The sequence below is a fragment of the Laspinema olomoucense D3b genome, from assembly GCF_025370785.1.
Taxonomy (GTDB): Bacteria; Cyanobacteriota; Cyanobacteriia; order Cyanobacteriales; family Laspinemataceae; genus Laspinema; species Laspinema olomoucense.
The window spans coordinates 101,104-121,395 of sequence record NZ_JAMXFA010000021.1 but is presented as its reverse complement, the minus strand read 5'-3'; the positions used below and the strand labels follow the sequence as shown (position 1 = coordinate 121,395).

The 20,292-nt window shown below is 45.0% G+C and carries 11 protein-coding genes; 4 read left to right on the top strand and 7 right to left on the bottom strand.

Annotated elements, in window-relative coordinates; genetic code table 11:
* Nucleotides 1-107 precede the first annotated feature (107 nt).
* The 3 genes from NG792_RS16750 to NG792_RS16740 all read right to left on the bottom strand — a co-directional run bounded on the left by NG792_RS16750 (nucleotide 108) and on the right by NG792_RS16740 (nucleotide 5,982).
* Nucleotides 108-2,045 carry an adenylate/guanylate cyclase domain-containing protein gene (locus NG792_RS16750; protein WP_261236135.1) on the bottom strand — a complete coding sequence of 646 codons (1,938 nt, stop codon included), beginning with the start codon at nucleotides 2,043-2,045 and terminating at the stop codon, nucleotides 108-110.
* 374 nt (nucleotides 2,046-2,419) lie between these two features.
* Nucleotides 2,420-2,839: a response regulator gene (locus tag NG792_RS16745; protein WP_261236134.1), complete on the bottom strand. Its 420-nt coding sequence runs from the start codon at nucleotides 2,837-2,839 to the stop codon at nucleotides 2,420-2,422.
* Between the two features lie 5 nt (nucleotides 2,840-2,844).
* Nucleotides 2,845-5,982, bottom strand: a complete 3,138-nt coding sequence (locus NG792_RS16740; protein WP_261236133.1) for a GAF domain-containing hybrid sensor histidine kinase/response regulator — start codon at nucleotides 5,980-5,982, stop codon at nucleotides 2,845-2,847.
* A gap of 454 nt (nucleotides 5,983-6,436) precedes the next feature.
* On the opposite strand from NG792_RS16740, the gene NG792_RS16735 reads away from it, so the two are divergent.
* Together NG792_RS16735 and NG792_RS16730 are read left to right on the top strand one after the other, a co-directional pair.
* Nucleotides 6,437-7,777 carry an AAA-like domain-containing protein gene (locus NG792_RS16735; RefSeq protein ID WP_261198103.1) on the top strand — a complete coding sequence of 447 codons (1,341 nt, stop codon included), beginning with the start codon at nucleotides 6,437-6,439 and terminating at the stop codon, nucleotides 7,775-7,777.
* A 102-nt stretch (nucleotides 7,778-7,879) separates the two neighbouring features.
* The gene (locus NG792_RS16730; protein WP_261236132.1) at nucleotides 7,880-11,362 is read left to right on the top strand and encodes an AAA-like domain-containing protein; all 3,483 of its coding nucleotides are present in this window, start codon (nucleotides 7,880-7,882) and stop codon (nucleotides 11,360-11,362) included.
* Nucleotides 11,363-11,430: 68 nt separating this feature from the next.
* Here NG792_RS16730 and NG792_RS16725 read toward each other — a convergent pair whose 3' ends face one another.
* The 3 genes from NG792_RS16725 to NG792_RS16715 all read right to left on the bottom strand — a co-directional run bounded on the left by NG792_RS16725 (nucleotide 11,431) and on the right by NG792_RS16715 (nucleotide 15,976).
* On the bottom strand, nucleotides 11,431-12,348 hold the full coding sequence (locus NG792_RS16725; RefSeq protein WP_261198100.1) for a polysaccharide deacetylase family protein: 918 nt from the start codon (nucleotides 12,346-12,348) through the stop codon (nucleotides 11,431-11,433).
* A gap of 595 nt (nucleotides 12,349-12,943) precedes the next feature.
* Nucleotides 12,944-14,524 (bottom strand): bifunctional pantoate--beta-alanine ligase/(d)CMP kinase, encoded by a 1,581-nt coding sequence (locus NG792_RS16720; protein WP_261236131.1) that lies wholly within the window; start codon nucleotides 14,522-14,524, stop codon nucleotides 12,944-12,946.
* A gap of 411 nt (nucleotides 14,525-14,935) precedes the next feature.
* Nucleotides 14,936-15,976 carry a septal ring lytic transglycosylase RlpA family protein gene (locus NG792_RS16715; protein ID WP_261236130.1) on the bottom strand — a complete coding sequence of 347 codons (1,041 nt, stop codon included), beginning with the start codon at nucleotides 15,974-15,976 and terminating at the stop codon, nucleotides 14,936-14,938.
* 571 nt (nucleotides 15,977-16,547) lie between these two features.
* Between NG792_RS16715 and purM the strand changes: the two genes are divergently transcribed.
* Complete coding sequence (gene purM / locus NG792_RS16710; RefSeq protein ID WP_261236129.1) at nucleotides 16,548-17,576, top strand: phosphoribosylformylglycinamidine cyclo-ligase; 1,029 nt, start codon at nucleotides 16,548-16,550, stop codon at nucleotides 17,574-17,576.
* Nucleotides 17,577-17,654: 78 nt separating this feature from the next.
* Here purM and NG792_RS16705 read toward each other — a convergent pair whose 3' ends face one another.
* Nucleotides 17,655-17,864 carry a hypothetical protein gene (locus NG792_RS16705; RefSeq protein ID WP_261236128.1) on the bottom strand — a complete coding sequence of 70 codons (210 nt, stop codon included), beginning with the start codon at nucleotides 17,862-17,864 and terminating at the stop codon, nucleotides 17,655-17,657.
* A gap of 160 nt (nucleotides 17,865-18,024) precedes the next feature.
* Here NG792_RS16705 and NG792_RS16700 point away from each other — a divergent pair, with 160 nt between their 5' ends.
* Nucleotides 18,025-20,283, top strand: a complete 2,259-nt coding sequence (locus NG792_RS16700) for an NACHT domain-containing protein (RefSeq protein WP_261236127.1) — start codon at nucleotides 18,025-18,027, stop codon at nucleotides 20,281-20,283.
* The last annotated feature ends 9 nt before the right edge of the window (nucleotides 20,284-20,292 follow it).

The following is a 20,292-nucleotide window of genomic DNA, read 5'->3' as shown; positions in this document are numbered from 1 at the left end:
CATCCTCCCCATCCTCCCCATCCTCCCCATCCTCCCCATCCTCCCCATCCTCCCCATCCTCCCCATCCTCCCCATCCCCCTCATCCCCCTCATCCTCCCCATCCCCCTCATCCCACCAACCAGTAGGTCATCATTTTTCCTCTTCCTTTGACATCAACGGTTCCCCGTTGCTCAAAGTGGAACTGATGTTTTAACCGTTCATAAACGGTTTCGGTGACTTGAATTTTGCCAGGGATGCCTGATGATTCCATGCGAGAGGCAACATTGACGGCATCTCCCCATAAGTCATAACTGAACTTTTTGACACCAATCACGCCAGCGACGACAGGTCCAGTGTTGATGCCGATTCTAATTTGAACGGTGGGTCCATAGCGGGATTGAAATTGGGCGATGCTGGATTGCATTTCTAAGGCCATTTGAGCGATCGCTTCCGCCGAATTTGGATGTTTAACGGGTAATCCCCCGACTACCATATAGGCATCGCCTATGGTTTTAATTTTCTCTAACCCCAGTTTGTTGCTGAGTGCGTCAAAGGTTGAAAAAATTTCATTGAGTAAGTTTACTAATTCCGTAGGTTGCAGTTGGGCAGAAAGCGGTGTGAAGCCGACAATATCCGAAAATAAAATAGTGACATCATCAAATTGCTCTGCAATGGCGCTTGTGTCGGTTTTCAAGCGGTCTGCAATGGCTTTGGGTAGAATATTTAATAATAATCCCTCGGTTTGTTCTTGACTTTTTTGCAAAGCAATATCGGTGATTTTTCGCTCTAATTCAGCCCCCGCCCTCGCTGCAAAAATTTTCAAGACGAGCTTGCGGGTTTGGTCATCGATCATGGGGTGGGTATCTAAAACAGCAATATGACCAATCACATCCCCGCTGGTGTCAATTAAAGGGATTCCGGCATAGCTGCGTGCTTTTAAATCAACTAAATCTGCATCATCAGGAAACTGCGCAATAATATTGTCGGGATAGCAATAATATTGTCCATTGGTAATTACTTCATCGCAGGGGGTTCCGGCTAAATCATACTCTAAGTTTTCATGAAAATTCTGGTCATTCCAAAACGATAACATCCGAACCCGAGTTTTTTGAGGGTTTACACATTCTGTAATAAAGGCATACCGAATTCCTAGAATTTCTGCCAAATATTGAACGCAAGCCTGGAAAAAGTCTTGTCCCGTTTTTGAGGCAGTGCCTTCCACAATAAGTTTGAGGGCTTCTTCTCGCCGTTTGCGATCGCTGATATCTCGGACGACACACAGAACTGAGTCCCCAGAGATGGGAGAAAGGCTTGCAGATGCCTCTATTTTAGTTTGGCCGATGGTGAAACTATATTCGACTTCCCGCGTTTCTTGGCGCGCTAAAGCTTCTCGAACTTCGATTAATAATAATTGAGCCGTTGCTTGCGGAAGTACATCATAGATTGTTTTATCCAGGATTTCTTCAGCAGGTTGGGAAAGGAGTTTAGTATTAGTGTTAGCAATTTTTAGATACCGTCCCTCAGCATCTAAGACATAAATTAATTCATTCATGCTTTTAATGAGGGCCAGTAATTCCCTTTGGGATGCTTCCACATCGGCTTGGGCTTTTTTGAGGCCCGTTATCGTTCCCTGCAATTCTTCATTTTTAATCTTTAATTGTTGTTGAAGGGTTTTTAAATTCAGTTGAGTTTTAACTCGGGCTAACACTTCTTCAAGTTGAAAAGGTTTGGTAATGTAATCTACTCCTCCGGCTTGAAAAGCTTTGAGTTTATCTTCCACTTCATTTCCAGCGCTTAAGAAAATTACGGGAACATCACGAGTCTGAGGGTCATTTTTTAAGGATTCACAAACTTCATAACCTCCCATTTCAGGCATATTAATATCTAATAAAACTAGGTCAGGAGGAAGCATTTTAGCGGCATTTAACGCGTACTTTCCATTGGTCGCTTTACGAATTGAGTACCCTCGGAGCGATAAGAAATTGGCTAAAAATCGGATATTTTCTAGCTTATCGTCTACAATTAAAATATTGCCCAGCTCTTGAGTCGTTTGAAATTCCGTCATAACGTTACCTAACAAGAAGTTTCCGGTCATTGTGAGTTTTCTGGGTAGAGAAATTAAATCATTGGGAAATTCCCCCCTGATTAAGGAGAGTTCAAGACAGAAAAATATTGGTAATTGGGGAAGAGGGTTAAGGTTTTAATTACCTAAGTTTCATCGGGATAATTTTATGGGTAATCCAGGAAAATCCTGTTAATATCCCGTTTTTTTATTAAAGTACAAGCCTGAAAATTCCTCCGGTGGCACTAGAGGACTCTCCTTTCCCTCGTTGATATATACAATAGGTTCTCTAAAATTACGGTAACCTATTGTTTGCTTTGATGCAATTTATTAATTCAGGAAGGGAACTGGAAATTAGTGAAGTGAAATGGATAAATTCAAGAGATGGAGGCTAATTTTAGCTGGTGGTGGATTGCCCCTACGAGTTTTTCTATATTAAAAGGCTTGGAAATATAGTCGGCTCCTCCTAGGTGGATAGCTTTTCTTTTTTCTGAAGTATCATCATTGGCACTCAAAAATATAATGGGGATATGAAGGCTATCGGGGTCTGATTTAATCCGATGGCAGAGTTCATAACCCGTCATGTCTGGCATTTGAACATCTAACAGAATTAGACGGGGTTTAGAGGCTTGAATCGCCGTCAATGCCATCCTCCCATTGAGGGCTTTTCGGGTCTGAAATCCCCGTTTGACTAAAATCCGAGTGAGGAGGCGAATATTGTCTGGCACATCATCTACAATTAAAATATCAATGGGATTGGCTAAATTTGAGTCTGGGATTTGGGATTGATTAACCATGAGATTCAAATCGATAGAGTTTGGGAGTTAGGTTGCGCCAATTCCATCAGGCGATCGAATTGGTAGTTTTCTAGGAGATGGGTTAAAGTGCCAATTAGCTCTGAGTGTTCCGATGGAATGAAACTCAAGAGTTCTAAAGCCAGGGTATCGCTGCCTTGGGCGACGGCATTGTAAAATTGCTTCACCCAATCGGCGGGCATAAAAGTTAGGGCATCAGCCTCAAGTTGGCCATCCCGTTCTTTATCCTGTGAACTGGGACGAGTGGCGGGAGTTTTCGTCTCCTGGTAAGAGTATTTTGCCCCTAGATATTGGGAGAGAGTTTCTAGGATTTCTTCTCGCCGGAAGGGTTTGCTGACGAAATTATCGCAACCCACTTGTAAGCACTCTTCGCGATTTTCTGAAAAGGCGCTGGCGGTAATGGCGATAATTGGAGGAACGGGGGGTAGATCACTGGATGAGTTGTTGATTTGGAATTGTTTAATCCGTTGGGTTGCCTCATATCCATCCATGGTGGGCATATGCATATCCATGAAAATCAGGTGGGGATGCCACTGTTGCCAAGCCGCGATCGCCACTTTGCCATTTTCCGCTTCTTGAACTTCCATGCCGAGATCCTTCAACAAGGTTACTAATAATAATCGGTTAATTGGGTTATCTTCCACTACCAAAATTCGATAGTTCGGTTGTCCCGGTGCTAACCGAATAGCACCGTTGAGGTCACAAGTCTGTGCGATGGTAGACCCTTGAACCAAACCCACAGGAATCTCGAATTTAAAGCGACTGCCTTCCCCTACGGTACTCGTAACCGAAATTACTCCTCCCATTAATTGCACAAATTTCTGAGAAATTCGCAGTCCTAACCCTGTTCCTTCTTGAGATTGCCGCCCCACCCGAGTTTGCTGAAATGCCTGAAAGAGGTCTTTGATGTCTTGGGAGCTCAGTCCAGGACCTGTATCTTCTACTTCAAATTCCAAGGTAGATTGGTGAGGGTTCTCGGTTTGGGGTTGAAATTCTGGGCTGGATATCCGCAGGGTAACCCGCCCTGTGTTGGTAAATTTGATGGCATTTCCCAAGAGATTAATCAGCACTTGGCGCAATTTATTTTCATCCCCTCGGATAAATTGCGGTAGGGTGGATTGCAGCTCAAATTTGAGGCTTAAACCCTTAGATTTAGCTTTGAGTTGCAGCATGGATTCCAAGCTGTACACCAGTTTGGGTAGGTCAAATTCAACCTCATTCAGGGTGACTCGCCCTGCTTCAATTTTCGACATTTCTAAGACATCGTTAATTAAGGCAAGTAAATGTGCACCACTTTTGTTGATAATGTCAATATATCCTTGATGCAAATCCGCTAGAGACCTATCTCGTTGCATCAGTTGAGTAAACCCTAAAATTGCATTTAGAGGGGTTCTCAGTTCGTGGCTCATATTGGCTAAAAATTCGCTTTTAGCTCGGTTAGCTGCGTTGGCGGCTTCAGCGGTGCGATGCAATTCGTCGGCTTGTTTTTGGGTCTGGGCAAACAGTTCGGCTTGTTGGACGGCGACTCCGAGTTGATTGCCAATTTGGGTAACAATTTTAACTTCTGCTTCTTTCCAATCTCGGGGGCCACTATTTTGATAAACTCCCAGTAATCCCCAAAGTGTACTGCCGGAAAAAATCGGGGCAATGACATAAGCCCTGGCGTTTAATTTCTCTAAGAAATTTAGGTAGCAGGAGCTAAAACCGGCTTGGTAAATATCAGAAACGGCGCAAAATGTTTGTTTTTGACGATAAATTCCCCCTTGCTGTTCTTGTAGGTAAGTATCTTTAATCAAAACTGTCGAAGAATTCATCTGAGTGAGGACACAACTGGGTGAATCCGTGGTAATTTGAGTGAGAAGAGGATGGTCTGCTTGTTGGGGCAATAATACATCCCAACCGCTAGTAACGGACTCGGAGACTAATGCGCCACTCCAATCGGGATTAAAGCGATAAATCACGACCCGATCGCAGTCAACAGCTTGCCGCAGTTCGCCGGTTGTGGCATGAAAAATTGTCTCTAAATTCAAACTTTGCCGCATCCGTTGGATGATGAGGGAAATAGTTTTTTCCCGTTCCGCCATCACTCGCAGTTCGGCTTCTATATCAATCCGTTCTTGTATTTCTGTTTCTAAAGTTGAGTTCACGGCGACCAATTCGGCAGTGCGCTTTTCAACCCGGAATTCTAACTCTTCATAAGCAAGGCGTTTCTCTTCCTCAGCCCATTTCCGTTGCAGTTCCGTGGCGGCTCGGGCTGCAAATACGCTCATAATTGCTCGGGCTTGATCCTGTTCTTCTAAAGGCTTGACATCTAGGATGCACAGGTTCCCGATCGCCTGTTGATTGCCATCTAATAAAGAAACGCCCAGATAGCTTTCGGCACCGATTTCTTCCAGCAAGGGGTCATTTGGAAAATGTTCCCGCAATTTCTCGGGGTAGCAGGCAAAGTCCTGATTATAAGTAATAAAATCGCAAGGTCTTCCGCTAAATTCATATCTAAAATTACTGGCAACAGTCTCCCCGCTCCAAAAGCCCAAACTCTCCAAACTTTGGTCTTTAGTTTTACTTTTTTCCGAAACAATTACATATTTGACATTTAAAGCCTTTGCCAAGTTTTTAACCAAGGCAGGAAAAAAATCTTGTCCTGTTACTGAGGCAGTTCCAGCAACGAGGGCTTGCAGAATTTCTTCTGTTCGTTGCCGTTGCAGCACTTCTTTCTGCAATTCCTGATTTACTGCTTCGAGCTGTTCAGGGGTGCGTAGGGAGAGAAATTGGGGCAGCAGGTCCACCAGTTGCAATGCGGTATAGCAAGAGACGATCGCGGTAAGTGCGCGCTCGATGCCAGAAAGCCAATAATCGGGATGCCACAAGGTCCAAATATCTAATAAATGACCGACTCCGCAGAGAACAATAAAAGCTCCAAACATCGCAAAGATCCGAGAAAAAGCAATGTCTCTGCGTTTGTAGATGAAGTAAATCAGCATCGTGGGAATGGAGAAGTAGGCGATCGCAATCAGCCCATCGCTAACCAGATGCAGAGCAACGAGGGGAGTTTGCCAAAGGTAACAATGGCCGTGTGGAATATAGGAACGTGGGGTGAGAATATTGTTCAAGAATTCCAGCACTGTTCTCTTCTCCTTGCAACTCTTCTTTACATCAATCTTAAGTCAACATTTCTAAAAACCGGAATTGGAGTCTAGGGTGAAAGAACTTCACTTTGATTTGAATCTTGGCTACTTCAATTTCAAAGGAATTTTTAACCCGGTTCTGACTCTATGGAAGATAGAGCAGTTCGTTGGAACCTATCCCGTGGCTGTTGGGTTTCCCCGCAGTCGGGGAACCTCTGCACTCTAACTGTTTTCGAGACTCAGCTCTCTCTCCTAAGTCAATCCTGCCATCAGACAAGGGCGATCGCCACCCCCGATGGAACGTTAAGGCAGTAACTTAGGCATTTAAGCAGGAATCTTAATGGGAAAGGGTTGATAACCCCTGTAAAATGGTTAACTAATCCATTTGATTTAGATCAACCACTTTGGATTGGGTTAAAAAGTGTTAAGTGTGGTTTCTCCTGACAGCCCATTGGAACAAACAACAGGTCAAAAACGTAGAAGAGGGGTTATTCTCAGCTCTCAGGGTGCTCAACGCTTACAAGCGGCAGAGCATTTGTCAGCCGCACGAGATAATGGTGGAAACCCCTACACCTTGGAAGAGTTAAGCGATCGCACGGGACTGAGTACCAAAACTCTGACGAAAGTCCGGCATCGCCAAAAGCCGGTCGATTCTGTCACTTTAGCCGACTACTTCAACGCATTTGGCCTTTCCCTCCAAAAAGAGGACTATATTAGCCAGGAGCCAGACCCCGAGACCTCAATGGCAGCTTTAACGGGTTTACTCCGGACTCCCCTGAAGGGGCAGTTAGCGGTAGATTCCCCATTCTACATCTTTCGATCCCCGGCGGAACAGCTTCTCAAGGCAGAGAGTTTGCAACCAGGGGCCTTAATTCGGATTCGAGCGCCTCGACAATTTGGCAAAACCTCTTTAGTGGTGCGGGGATTCACTCCAGCAGAAGAAAGTGGGTTTCGCTTGGCGATCGTCAGTTTGCAACTGGCCGATAGTGGTGTTTTTGAAAGTTTAACAGTTTTCTTGCAATGGTTGTGTGTGATGGTCACCCGCAGTCTGGGGTTACCGAACCGCTTGGAGGAGTTTTGGAATCCGATGTTTGGCAGCAGCTATAGTTGCAATGATTATTTTGAAAGCTATTTGCTGCCTGCTGCTGAAAGTCCGCTGTTGCTCGTTTTGGATGAAGTGAATTTAGTATTTAGCTATCCCAAGATTGCCACGGATTTTTTTGGACTGCTGCGCGCTTGGTATGAGCGATCGCGTCATAGTACCGAGGGGAGTGAACTCTGGCAAAAACTCCGGTTAGTCATCATCTATTCCACTGATGTTTTTCTGCCCTTAACCGTACATCAATCGCCCTTTAATGTCGGGTTGTTAATTAGTTTATCCGCCTTTACTTTAGAACAGGTTACGGAGTTAGCGGTGCGTTATGGATTAACCCCCGCGAAACGCTATGCCGAACGCGCGATCGCCCTTCTCGGAGGCCATCCCTACTTGACCCAATTGGCCTTTTTTCACTTAAGCCAAGAAACCGTCACCCTAGAAGGCTTACTCGAAACTATCACGACTCCCGAGAGTATCTTTGAGAGTCATTTACGACAACAATGGGCCTCTCTAGAGCAGCATCCCGACCTCAAGGATGCCTGGAAATCGGTGATTCTGGCTCCAACTGGCGTAGAATTGCACCCGACCCCAGCTTTTAAATTGCAGGGATTGGGATTAATTAAATTTGAAAATCACTTATCCGTCCCCAGTTGTCTGCTTTATCAGGCTTATTTTTCCCGATTTTTAACTGGCTAACTTAGAGAGAGAAAAGAAAAGTTTTAATTTTTTCTCTCTTTCTAATTTTAATCTACATCTTAACCTCATAAAATTTTAGCTATTTTTTTAGTTAATACGCCCATGCGAGTTGTTCAAAATTCTGATTTTGCTTATCAAGTTGGGGGGAGTTTGCCCTTTAATGCTCCCACTTATGTACGCAGAAAAGCGGATGAAATATTATTTCAGGAATTGGTAAACCGAGAATTTTGCTATGTGTTTAATGCGCGACAAATGGGCAAATCAAGTTTGCGGGTGCAAACCACCCATCGCTTACAATCGATTGGGATTCGTTGTGGGGTAATTGATGTAACCGCCATTGGTACCCAAGAGGTCACCCCAGAACAGTGGTATGGGTCGATGGTGGGGTTATTGACCAAGGCATTTCGACTAGAGGTCAATCTAGTGAGTTGGTGGCGCGATCGCGCTCATTGTTCTTATGTCAATCGCTTAAGCGATTTTTTAGAGACGGTTCTGCTGGCGCAAGTTCCTGATCCCATTGTGATTTTTATTGATGAAATTGATAGTATTCTCAGTTTAAATTTTTCTACCGATGATTTTTTTGCCCTAATTCGCGCCTGTTATAACCGACGCGCCGACAATAAAGATTATAGCCGGTTGGCCTTCGCTTTATTTGGCGTAGCAACCCCGGCTGATTTGATTTCCGATGGGAGTCGAACTCCTTTTAATATTGGAAAAGGCATTGAATTAGAGGGATTTGTATTTCAAGAAAATTCACCGTTATTAGCAGGTTTATCGGAGCAGTTTGCCGATCCCCAATTAGCTTTAAAGCGAATTTTGTATTGGAGCGGGGGTCAACCTTTTTTGACTCAAAAGCTCTGTCAAATGATTTCCAGCCACTTCGGGGACAATTACCCTCAATTAACTCCGGATTTTATTAATAGTTTAGTGGAGAGGAATTTAATTGAAAATTGGAAAGCGAATGATGAGCCAGAACATTTTAAAACCATTTGCGATCGCCTACTTTATAGTGAACAGCGAGTCGGACGGTTGCTGGGACTCTACCAAAAAATTCTCCTGCACTCGGAAGAGAGTGAGACATCCTCGGGATTTGAACCAATTGCTGCTGATGACAGTCCTGAACAAACCGAACTGATTTTAACCGGGTTAATCGAAAAACGAGATGATATTCTCAAGATTAAAAATCCGATTTATCAGAAAATTTTTAGTTTTGAGTGGGTCGCCAACCAACTGGCAAATCTTCGCCCCTATTCCCAGGCGATCGATGCTTGGATTGTCTCAGGATATCAGGATAAATCCTGGCTATTGCGGGGAAAAGCCTTACGGGATATTCTCGATTGGTCCCAGGGGAAAAGTCTGAGTAATTTGGATTATCAATTTCTAGCCGCTTCTCAAGAATTAGACCGGGAGGAAACTCACCGAACTTTAGAAGCAGAACGACTCAAAGAAGTAGAAGCGCGACTCCAATTAGAACAGCGTCACTTAAAGCAACAAAATCTCCTTTTAGGAATTGTCAGCATTGCCATGATAATTGCCAGCAGTTTGGGCGTTTTGGCTTATCACCAATATCAACAAACCGCCCTGAGTGAACTTCAAGCAATTACTTTATCATCAGAAGCGTTGTTTGCCTCTAATAAAAGTTTAAACGCTTTGCTCCAAGCTATCAAAGGAAAAGAGCGCTCAGAACAGTTCAAAAATCTCGATAGAGAACTGGAAAATAGCATGAATGCGGCGCTTTGGCAAGTCATTTTAAGCATTCAGGAATCTAATCGGCTCAATGGTCATACAGCAGCAGTTTTAGCCGTGGATTATAGTCCCGATGGTCAGGAAATTGTCACTGCAGGAGTTGATGGAACCCTTAAACTCTGGAAAAGAGATGGCACATTGATTCAGACCTTACCGGGACATCAAGCAGTGGTTCGGGCAGTAAAATTTAGCCCTAATGGAAAATTTTTAGCCTCCGCTGGCGATGATAAAATAGTTAAATTTTGGAAGCGAGATGGTACGTTATTAAGTTCAGTTCAGGCGACTACTTCAGGAATTTGGAGTATTGACTTTAGTCCGGATGGTGAGCAGGTTATTTCTGGGGGGTCGGATAGTCTCCTCGAATCCTGGAATTCTCAGGGGGAATTAGTGACTCGATTTGAAGGGGAAACCACTGGAATTCGCGCAGTAGCATTTAGTCCTGATGGACAAACTGTGGCAGCGGGAAAAATTGATAATGCCATCCAGTTGTGGAATGCAGATGGGAGTAGACTCCGGCAGTTAATTGGACATCCAGCTCCGGTTTATGCGATCGCCTTTAGTCCCGATAATACCTTATTCGCATCGGCTACGGTGGATGGCATGATTAATATTTGGACCCGAGAAGGAACCCTCCTCCATACAGTAAAAGCCCATGATGCCACGGTTAAAGAACTGAGATTTAGCCCGGATAGCAGCATTTTAGCCTCGGTAAGCTGGGATAAAACCCTGAAACTTTGGAAACGGGATGGAACGTTAATTTCCACCCTGCAAGGTCATGATGCAGCAATTTGGGGGATGGCGTTTAGTCCCGATGGCGAGGAAATTGCCTCGGCTGGTGCAGACAATGTGGCAATTCTTTGGAAAACTCGCAGCATTTTTCAACAACAGTTATATGCATTAAATGGGTTAGTTCGGGGATTATCATTTAGTGCCGATGGCAAGTTAATTGGCACATCCGGTAGCGATAAAAATTTTGATATTTGGCAACTCGATGGGACGAAACTACAAACTTTAGAAGGTCATAAAGCTTCTATTCTCACCATTAGTTTTCATCCAAGCCAGGAGATTATTGCCTCAGTTAGTGAAGATAAAACCCTGAAAATTTGGCAACTGGATGGAACAGTTTTACAGACATTTGATGATGCAAATGCTGCCTTATTATCGGTTGGTTGGAGCTTTGACGGGGAAAGACTGGCTGCTGGAGATGCGAATGGAATCGTTTGGTTATGGAGTCGCAAAAATGGTTTGATACAACGACTAACGGCACATACTGCCCCTACTTGGAGTGTGGCATTTAGCCCCGATGGGCAACTTTTAGCCTCGGCGAGCAACGATTCCACCATTCGACTCTGGAACCCATCGGGGCAACTTTTAAAAACTCTGAACGGTCATGAGGCAGCGGTTTGGAAAGTCACCTTTAGTCCCGATGGGGAAATAATTGCCTCGGGTAGTGGCGATATGACGGCTAAACTCTGGCGGAAAGATGGAACATTAATCAAAACTTTGACTGGACATACAGCGGCAGTGTGGGGAGTTGATTTTAGTCCGGATGGGTCTTTAATTGCGACCAGCAGTATTGATGAAACCATTAAAATTTGGACCCGAGAGGGGGTTTTACTCACGACTTTGACGGGTCATCAGGCGGGAGTTCGTGCGGTAGCTTTTCATCCGACTCTACCCATTTTAGCCTCGGTCGGAGATGAACAAGTGATGACAATTTGGCATCTCGATCGCCTCCTCAATCTTGACCCTCTGACTTATGCTTGTAATTGGGTCCGAAATTATTTAAGAACTAATCCAGCGGTTCCCTCCGATGAGGCGAAACTCTGTACGCGCTGATTCACTCAAACTCCCTCAAAATAGGTGAGTTTTGCCTCATCCAAAAAACTCACCTATTGGATTAAAGTCTAATCAATCCCGTCCGGAACCGGAGTCGGATTGGGAGTGTTTTCAGCAATACTTGTTTGCTGATGCCGTTCGTAAAGTTCTAATAGTTCGGGTAAGGTGACAAATTTATATCCCTGTTCTTTGAGTTTGGAAATAATGGTAGGTAAGGCTTGCACCGTGGCTGAGCGATCGCCACCCCCATCATGTAATAGTACAATTCCCCCTGGTTTAGCGCTCCTCAAAACGTTGTTTACTAATGCTCCCGAACTAGAAAAGAAAGACTCTCGGGCGTCAGAAGACCACATCGCAACGGCATAATTTTGACTATGGGCATAGTCGTTCAATCCATTAGTGAGTACCCCTCCCGGAGGCCGAAACCACTTGGTTTTAAATCCGGTTACTTCATAAATCAGGGCAGCAGTATCTTCGATTTCTCGGGCAGCTATTTCTCGCGGGACATTATGATAATGATGACTCCAAGTATGGTTACCCAAGGCATGACCCGCTTCAACTACTTTTTGGGCAATTGCTGGATGGTTTTTTAAGTGTTGGCCAATCAAAAAGAAGGTGGCTTTAATGTCATTTTCTTTGAGAATATCCAGGACTTGCTCGGTATAAATCGGCCAAGGACCATCATCAAAGGTGAGGGCGATCGCCTTTTCACTGTCATCTAAGGCTACCTCATACAATGTTTTCCCTTGAAACTCAGGGGTAACGGCAAAAGTAAAGCGTTTTTCCTTGTCAGTTTGCTTTTGGGCGATCGCTTTAGTGAAACCCTCTAGTCGAACTTTCAATGCTTCTTGAACCCCGCCAGATGCTAATACTATTTCTGGGGTATTACTGCTGGCTTGGACAATTCCCCCAGATAAGATTAAGGGGGGCAGAAATGTGCCGATAATAATCGTACTAATCGCAGCGATCGCCGCCAGTAGTACCATCGATTTTGAAAAAAAGGGATTCAGTTCGTCCACGCTTATTTCTCCCGCCCTATTTAGCGAATTATATCGTGATGTTTAGTAGATTTCCCCCTTAAAATTTTAATGGTTTCCATCACCCTCATTCAGAAAGAAACTCATTTAAAATTTTTTGCTTCCCTAATAACTGGCGGATAATATGCCGGTTTATTAACACCTGATTTGGATGAAAATTAGAAAAAATTTCTAACTTTTAGATCGCCTTACCACGTCTTGCCGCAGTCTGGCAAGAGGATGGAGGAGGGGAAGTATCTTGCTCTTTAAGCCAGTAAGGGAGCAAGATACTCTCACCCCTTAATTATCCCGTCAGAATCATGTAGAAAGGGCTAACTCAACCGAACTGATTTCATCCCTTTCATGGGACTTCCCCAGCCCAAAATCTTAGCCCAAAGTTAGCCATTAGTCAGTGAATTGAGCCAGAAAAACTATTTCCACTCAACCCTTTACTAAACAGAATCAAGGGTCTTGTTTCACCGACCCTAACCCTCTAAAAATGCTAAGGAGGGAGTTTTTTGCCCTTCCTTAGCAGTTCGTCCTTTCTTCTGCCAATTCCTTGTAATTATTCTCCAAATTTAGCACCGATAACTGTTGCATAATGTTGGACGATTTCAGCGATGACTTCATCGATAGTCCGATGATCTGTATCAATTTCAATCGCATTTTCGGCTTTTGTCAAGGGGGAAATTTGGCGAGTGCTATCTAGGCGATCGCGCAGGGCAATTTGACCTTCAAGCTGTTCTAGGGTAATCCCTTCTTCCCCTACATTTGTCAGGTCTTGTTGACGTCGCCGCGCCCGTTCTCCCACCGAAGCTGTTAAAAAGATTTTTAACTCGGCATCCGGGAAAACATGAGTGCCAATATCTCGGCCTTCCGCCACGACTCCACCCCGTTCTCCAAACTGCTGCTGCTGCTTGACTAAATGAAGTCGCACGCTTTTTAAGCTAGAAACTTGGGAAACATGAGCCGTAACTGCTTGAGTTCTAATTGCCTCAGTTACGTTCGATCCATCTACCCAAACTTGGGTCGGAATCGCGGGGTCCTGACTGGTCTCGATAAACTCGATTTTGGCGCGACTGACTACTTCGGCGATCGCCGGTTCATCGTCAACAGCAATCCCTTTTTCCTGAACTAACCAAGTAATCGCGCGATACATCGCCCCTGTATCTAAATACATCAATCCCAGTTGTTTCGCGACCCGACGGGCTACAGTAGATTTCCCTGCACCCGCAGGACCGTCGATGGCGACAATCGGTTGGCGGTCTTTCAGGATAATGTTATCAATTAACCGGGTGTTGCCAATCCTCGCGGCGATCGCCACTAATCCCGCAGATTCTATCTGTTCAATCGGTTTAAGACTTGTCGGTTCTACCAATTCACAATACTCTAAGTTAACGTCCGGTTCTAGGTCCAATTCAGCTTGAACCGCAGCAATTATACCCTGACGAGTTACCTCCCCCGTGAAAAAAACTTTCCGAGCCTTTTGTAAGCTACGATACAGCACTGCCGCACCGGCTTTTTCCGCCTCGCTAAGATACTGATTTCGAGAACTCATTGCCAATCCTGAAGTTTCTCGCACAATCTCACAGGGGACAATTTCCACGGATAGGTTCAAATCCCGAACCATCCGCTGTAAAATCGCCAGTTGCTGGGCATCTTTTCGCCCAAAATAAGCCCGGTCCGGTTGTACCACATTGAAAAGTTTGGTAACAATGGTCGCGACCCCCTGAAAGTGACCAGGACGCGATCGCCCACATAACCCGGACATCATCGACTGCGGGGGGACCACTTGAGTTAAGGAGTTCTCTGTCCCTTCCCCAATTCCCATCTCCTCCGGAGTTGGCGCAAAGATGACATCCACACCCGCTTGTTCACACAGCAGGCGATCGCGCTCTAAAGTCCGAGGATATCGCAGCAAATCCTCATTCGGACCAAATTGCAGCGGATTGACAAAAATACTAACGACAACAATATCATTGCTGGCTCTAGCCCGTCCAATTAAACTCAAATGCCCCGCGTGCAAGGCTCCCATCGTCGGCACCAAACCCACAGTCTGACCCTCAGACTGTAGTTCTAAGTAACAGCGCAACGCCACAACCGTTGAAAACAGGCGCACCACAACCCCCAAATCCTGACCAAACATACTCTTTGCAGAGTAGTTTATCCCAGGAAAGGATACAGGAGGAAGTTAGGACGGATCAATTTTCCGCAAAAAAACTCCGGTCCCCTCCCCTTAGCAAGGGGAGGGTTAGGGTGGGGTCCCTCTTGGGCGATTCCCTACGGGATAGCTCCGCTTACCGCCACATAACGCACTCTTAAAGGTTTAAGCGCCTGTATAAAGTCTGGTCCAACCTCTTTCTTCCTGAGATGGCAAAGCCATGTCACCGCCGACACTCTCCACCCAGCCATTCCTCTTGACGCGCTTAAGCGCCTCAAGAGGACCCCACCCTAACCCTCCCCTTGGCAAGGGGAGGGGACCGGAAGTAATTTTAAATGTAAGGCCAATCCCCCTGAACGTAAAAACCCTACTGTTGTAAGGGGTCCCGAAACCCCATCACTCGGCAGATGAGGTGGTAGAGGACCCTAAAATCTCCAGACGCACCTCGGCAACTCCACTATTGATCATGCCCAGATTCTCGGCGGCAGCGGCTGACACATCGATAATGCGTCCCCCGGTATAAGGGCCGCGATCGTTAATTCTGACTACCACCGAGTTCCCGTTATCCAGATTGGTGACTCGGACTTGGGTCCCAAAGGGCAAATACAGATGGGCCGCAGTTAAAGCATTTTCGTCAAAGATTTCTCCACTGGCACTCATTCGACCATGAAAGCCCGGGCCATACCAAGAAGCCATCCCGTTGATTTGGTATTGAAGATATTCCGGGGTGACAGCTTGTAGCGTTGGCGGTTCCGGTTCGGGTCTGGGTTGGGGGCGATTGGCAATTTCGGCGATCGGGGGGGCGCTGGCAATCAGGCGGCGGAGTCGATTTGTAGCCTGAATGGCGTCTTGGGCTAAGTCGTTGGTGGTGTCTGGTAGGCGGGTTTGCTCGTCGATCGCCACTAGGTCCATGCCATTAACTTTGATGAGATATTCGTCACGGATGGGGTATCCTTCCTCGTCCAATTCCCCATTCCATTCGAGGGTAATTTCTGGTGTGGCGTTACTTTCTCGTAACTGATTCAAGCTGGCGGCGATCGCCTCTGCTCTCGCTACGGGATCCCGGGGATTCTGGGCCTGGATCGGACTCTGGGCGATCGCTTGGGAACCCAAAATACTTAACCCCTTCAATCCCTTTCCCTTCAGTTCTGATACTGGCGACCCTATCTCAGTCTCCGAATTAGAATCCCCAGTCATTTCCCCAGACTCGATAAAGGTCAAGACGGGAATATTTCGGACATAGAGGGTAGCTGCGGGTTTCCCGGTGATTTCATGGGGTTGAATCTTGGTGATGACTTCTTCCCCAGGATTGACCTGGATTTGGTCTGGATCCGAGTTCAAATTTACGGGTCTATTCGGTTCAGCATGACTGGTTGAGGTTGTCCCGCAGGCGGTCGTAAGCAGCACAACCATTGTCCACCAAAATCTTTGCTTCATATATTTTGCTGTGAGGAACTGATAAAGAACAATCTATGAGTGGGGTTAGGCCCTTGGATAGACCTGATGCAGCCCCTTCCTTGGGGCTTGCTCAACCTTTCTCATAATCGATACGTTTTCGGTTTGGTGTGTTGAACTGCAACAGACTATCACAAAGATTTGAGCTTGGGGATCGGTATGAGCGATTAAAACCAGGTAACTTTATCAAAACTTTACAATTCCTAAACTGGTGCTATTCTACTTAAACCGATATAGAATAGGGATTTCGGATTTATCGGCGGGAAAGAATACTTTATCAAAACTTTACATTCAAGAAGCGAAATTTGCGCTGTGTTCAATTGCCAAGTGTAGAGTTGCAAGCTGTAATTACCAAAACCCGCACCCTGTTCGCGCAGCGTTCCGTAAGGAAAGGGTGGGGCTATACGGACGTAGACGCGCTAGCGGCTTCCCGAAGGGTAGCCTGCCTCCGCAGGCTGAAGAGGGTAAAAACATCCTGCTTCCCGCGATCCATTGGTCCTACCTCCCCTGTAAAATAGCCAAGGTGGAAATAGCCGTTCAGATGGGTTGATACATGGATTATCGAGAAGCAGGCGTGGATGTTGAGGCGGGTCGAGCCTTTGTCCAGAAAATTCGGAATATGGTTACAGGGACCCATCGACCGGAAGTCCTCGGTGGGATTGGTGGATTTAGCGGTTATTTCGAGTTACCCACCGGATATCGGCAACCCATCCTCGTCTCTGGGACCGATGGGGTGGGAACGAAACTCAAACTCGCCATGTTGCTCGATCGCCACGATACCGTTGGCATTGACTTAGTAGCAATGTGTGTGAATGATGTTCTAACATCCGGTGCCGAACCTTTGTTCTTTTTAGATTATTTAGCCACGGGAAAACTGAATCAAGAACAACTGGCGAATGTAGTCCAGGGAATTACCGACGGATGTAAACAATCCGGTTGTGCGCTGTTAGGGGGAGAAACCGCAGAAATGCCGGGATTTTATCAACCGGGAGAATATGATTTAGCGGGGTTTTGTGTGGGAGTGGTGGAAAAAAGCGAACTGCTCACGGGTCAGCAAATCCAAGTGGGAGATGTGGCGATCGGGCTTGCCAGTTCCGGAGTGCATAGTAATGGATTTAGTTTAGTTAGAAAAATTGTGAGCGACTGCAACATCGATTGGCAGGACAAACCGGAAACCCTCCCCGCATCCGTTGGCGAAGTCTTGCTAACCCCCACCCAACTCTACGTCAAACCTGTATTAGAAGCCCGAAAAGCCGGAATAGAAATTCACGGCATGGCGCATATTACCGGAGGTGGATTACCAGAAAACCTCCCCCGTTGTTTACCGGAAGGATTATCTATCCAAATTGATCCCAAAAGTTGGCCGATTCTGCCCATTTTTACCTGGTTAGCGGAAGTCGGAAATGTCACCTTGCCCGAAATGTTTAATACCTTTAATATGGGCATCGGTTATGTAGTGGTTGTCCCAGCCAATCAAGCCGAAAAAACCATTCAATGGTTTGAATCCCAGGAAATTCCTGCCTATCAAATCGGTGAAGTCATTGCAGGAACTGGCGAATTGATAGGAATTCCAGAAGCATAGGCTTCAAGGCTAGATAAAACCCGCGCATCTGAGTTCATCGAAATCTCTACGCGGGTTTTATCTATGGAGTAGCCAAATTTACTCCTCCCATTCTCCAGGTTCCGACTTGTGCAGCAGCCAGTCGAGATAAAGCACCAGAATCTTAAGTTTGATAGCAGTGGACAGCCGCTTTAGATTCTCATCTGCAAGCACCCTCTGCCAAAACTTCTTAAGCAGTAATTCCAAGACTATCTCGGCAGACTTCTGGGCAACGACAGACAGGGCCAAGTTGATTAAGTTGAGGTGCATTGCGATTTCCTAATTTATTGGACATCTCCACTGTCGCAACTCAACTTGAGAGTTATCTCTCAAACTTAGGCTGACATACCCTGACATTGCCTGACATCAAGGTAGACTTTCGCCAAAAGTCTTTGCTAGACTGGTTTTAAAGTGATTGAGACATTTGCCCATGCAACCTCTACCGCGTGACTTTCTGACTCAACTGGCACAGGAATATAACTTGGCTCCGAAAGAGCAAGAGGCGTTTGTAGAATGCTTTAGTAGCAATAAGAACGAACAGGAAATTGCAGAGACTCTCGCTATCCAGGCTACTACTTTCCGCACTCGCATGACAGGAGTCTATAGAAAGTTTGGCTTCAGTAGTCAGGGGCCAGGGAAAGTCCGACAATTACACGATTTTTTGATTAAGAAGTATCAGAAATCTCCTGCTTCTACAATTCCCGAGCCTTCTCACCCTGCGATCAATATCGAGTTCCTGGTGCAACAGGCACGGGAAATGGTCCGCGCCTATATTCAAAGCGAATGCGGCACCATGCGAGTCTTGGATATGAACCACCCGATCGGGTTAGATGATATCTACACCCACGTCAATATTCTGGAAAGCATTACCGGGCGCAGACGTAAAGGAATTCCGGATTTATTGCAACACTGTAATTCTGAGGATTTTGAACGTTTTGCACTGGGGAAAATTATAGAAGAACGAGTGCCTGGATTAGAGGCGATCGCAAAATATTCTAAACTTATAATCTTGGGTAAACCAGGAGCCGGGAAAACCACATTTTTGAAACATTTAGCAATTCAATGCCTGAATCGCAAATTTCTCGGGAATCGCATCCCAATTTTTATCACCCTTAAAGACTTTGCCGAAGCTGCTAACCACCCCAGTTTGTTAGAATATATCGCTCAATCTCATAATTGCGTATCCTTGTCCGAAATTATCCACCAACGTCAGGCGTTAGTATTACTAGATGGATTGGACGAAGTTCGGGAAGAAGATAGTCACCGGGTTTTAAACCAAATTCGCGATTTTTCTACTGATTTTCGGGATAATCATTTTGTACTGACCTGTAGAATTGCAGCCTTAGAATATACTTTTGAAAAATTTACCGAAGTTGAAATTGCCGATTTTGACACCACCCAAATTTCTAATTTTGCGAACAAGTGGTTTAAAAATAAAGCGGTCAAACCTGAAACCTTTATTAATCAGATTGAAAATAACCCGAGAATTCAAGAGCTTGCCACCAGTCCCCTGCTGCTAACCCTGCTCTGTTTGACCTTTGAAGAAACAGGAGATTTTCCAGCGAATCGCTCCGAACTTTATAAAGAAGGTCTGGATGTGCTTTTGAAAAAATGGGATGCTAAACGGGGAATTTATCGAGACCAGGTTTATAAAAAGCTATCACCCCAGCGCAAGGAAGATTTACTCAGCAAAATTGCTTTAACCACCTTTGAAGCTGGAGACTATTTCTTTAAGCAAAAAGAAGCAGAACGCTACATCACAGATTACATTCGCAATTTACCGAATGCCAATACAGACGAAGAAGCCCTACAACTAGACAGTGAGGCAGTATTGCGCTCAATTGAAGCCCAACACGGGTTACTAATCGAACGGGCTAAAGCAATTTATTCATTTTCTCATCTCACTTTTCATGAATATTTCACGGCCCGAGAAATTATTATTAATCAACAATCCTCAGAGGAAGCATTGCAAAAGTTAGTCAGTCACCTCACTGATAGAAAGTGGCGTGAAGTCTTTCTTTTAGCAGCAGGTATGTCGTCTCTGGCAGATAAGTTGTTGCTTTTAATGAAACATGAGACTGGTCATCTAATTCACGGTTACAAAGGCTTACAACAGATTCTATATTGGGTAAATAATCACTCTATTTTAGGCTATCAATTTGATTGTTGCGATAGATTGCGATTAATTCAACACTTTTATCAGTATTGTGATGATAGTATTTTTTATATTGACGTTTACATCAGTAACCTGAATAATAAATTTTTAATAATCAGTTTAGATGAAAATATGGTTTTATTAAAATCTTCGCAAATTTTAACTGAAAATATATTTGTTGATTTTATTAAACACTTAATTGATTCGGAAAACCTTGACCCTTCAGACGATTTGCTGGATTGGATAAAGGGAGGGTACTTTTTAAGTTCATGGCAATCTTGGTCAAACGAAAGGGAAATAAATAGTATGCTAGAAATCATTCAATTTATAAGTTTAAGTGAATATATCCTTTGCCCTGAAGAAGCACAATTATGGAAGTGGTATTGTAATGCTAATCAGTTGGTCTTAGACTGCCTCAACAGTGATTGCTATGTTTCCAGGGACGTGCGGGAGGAGATTGAGGAGACTTTGCTGTTACCGATCGCAGAAATAGAAAAACGCAAAATAGAAAAACAAAAACGCCAATCCCCATAAAACCGAACC

Bases quoted from the DNA above. Each gene is read 5' to 3' on its own strand.
- NG792_RS16750 (WP_261236135.1), bottom strand. From the start codon at position 2,045: ATGACGGAATTTCAAACGACTCAAGAGCTGGGCAATATTTTAATTGTA.
- NG792_RS16745 (WP_261236134.1), bottom strand. From the start codon at position 2,839: ATGGTTAATCAATCCCAAATCCCAGACTCAAATTTAGCCAATCCCATT.
- NG792_RS16730 (WP_261236132.1), top strand. From the start codon at position 7,880: ATGCGAGTTGTTCAAAATTCTGATTTTGCTTATCAAGTTGGGGGGAGT.
- NG792_RS16725 (WP_261198100.1), bottom strand. From the start codon at position 12,348: ATGGTACTACTGGCGGCGATCGCTGCGATTAGTACGATTATTATCGGC.
- NG792_RS16720 (WP_261236131.1), bottom strand. From the start codon at position 14,524: ATGTTTGGTCAGGATTTGGGGGTTGTGGTGCGCCTGTTTTCAACGGTT.
- NG792_RS16715 (WP_261236130.1), bottom strand. From the start codon at position 15,976: ATGAAGCAAAGATTTTGGTGGACAATGGTTGTGCTGCTTACGACCGCC.
- purM (WP_261236129.1), top strand. From the start codon at position 16,548: ATGGATTATCGAGAAGCAGGCGTGGATGTTGAGGCGGGTCGAGCCTTT.
- NG792_RS16705 (WP_261236128.1), bottom strand. From the start codon at position 17,864: ATGCACCTCAACTTAATCAACTTGGCCCTGTCTGTCGTTGCCCAGAAG.
- NG792_RS16700 (WP_261236127.1), top strand. From the start codon at position 18,025: ATGCAACCTCTACCGCGTGACTTTCTGACTCAACTGGCACAGGAATAT.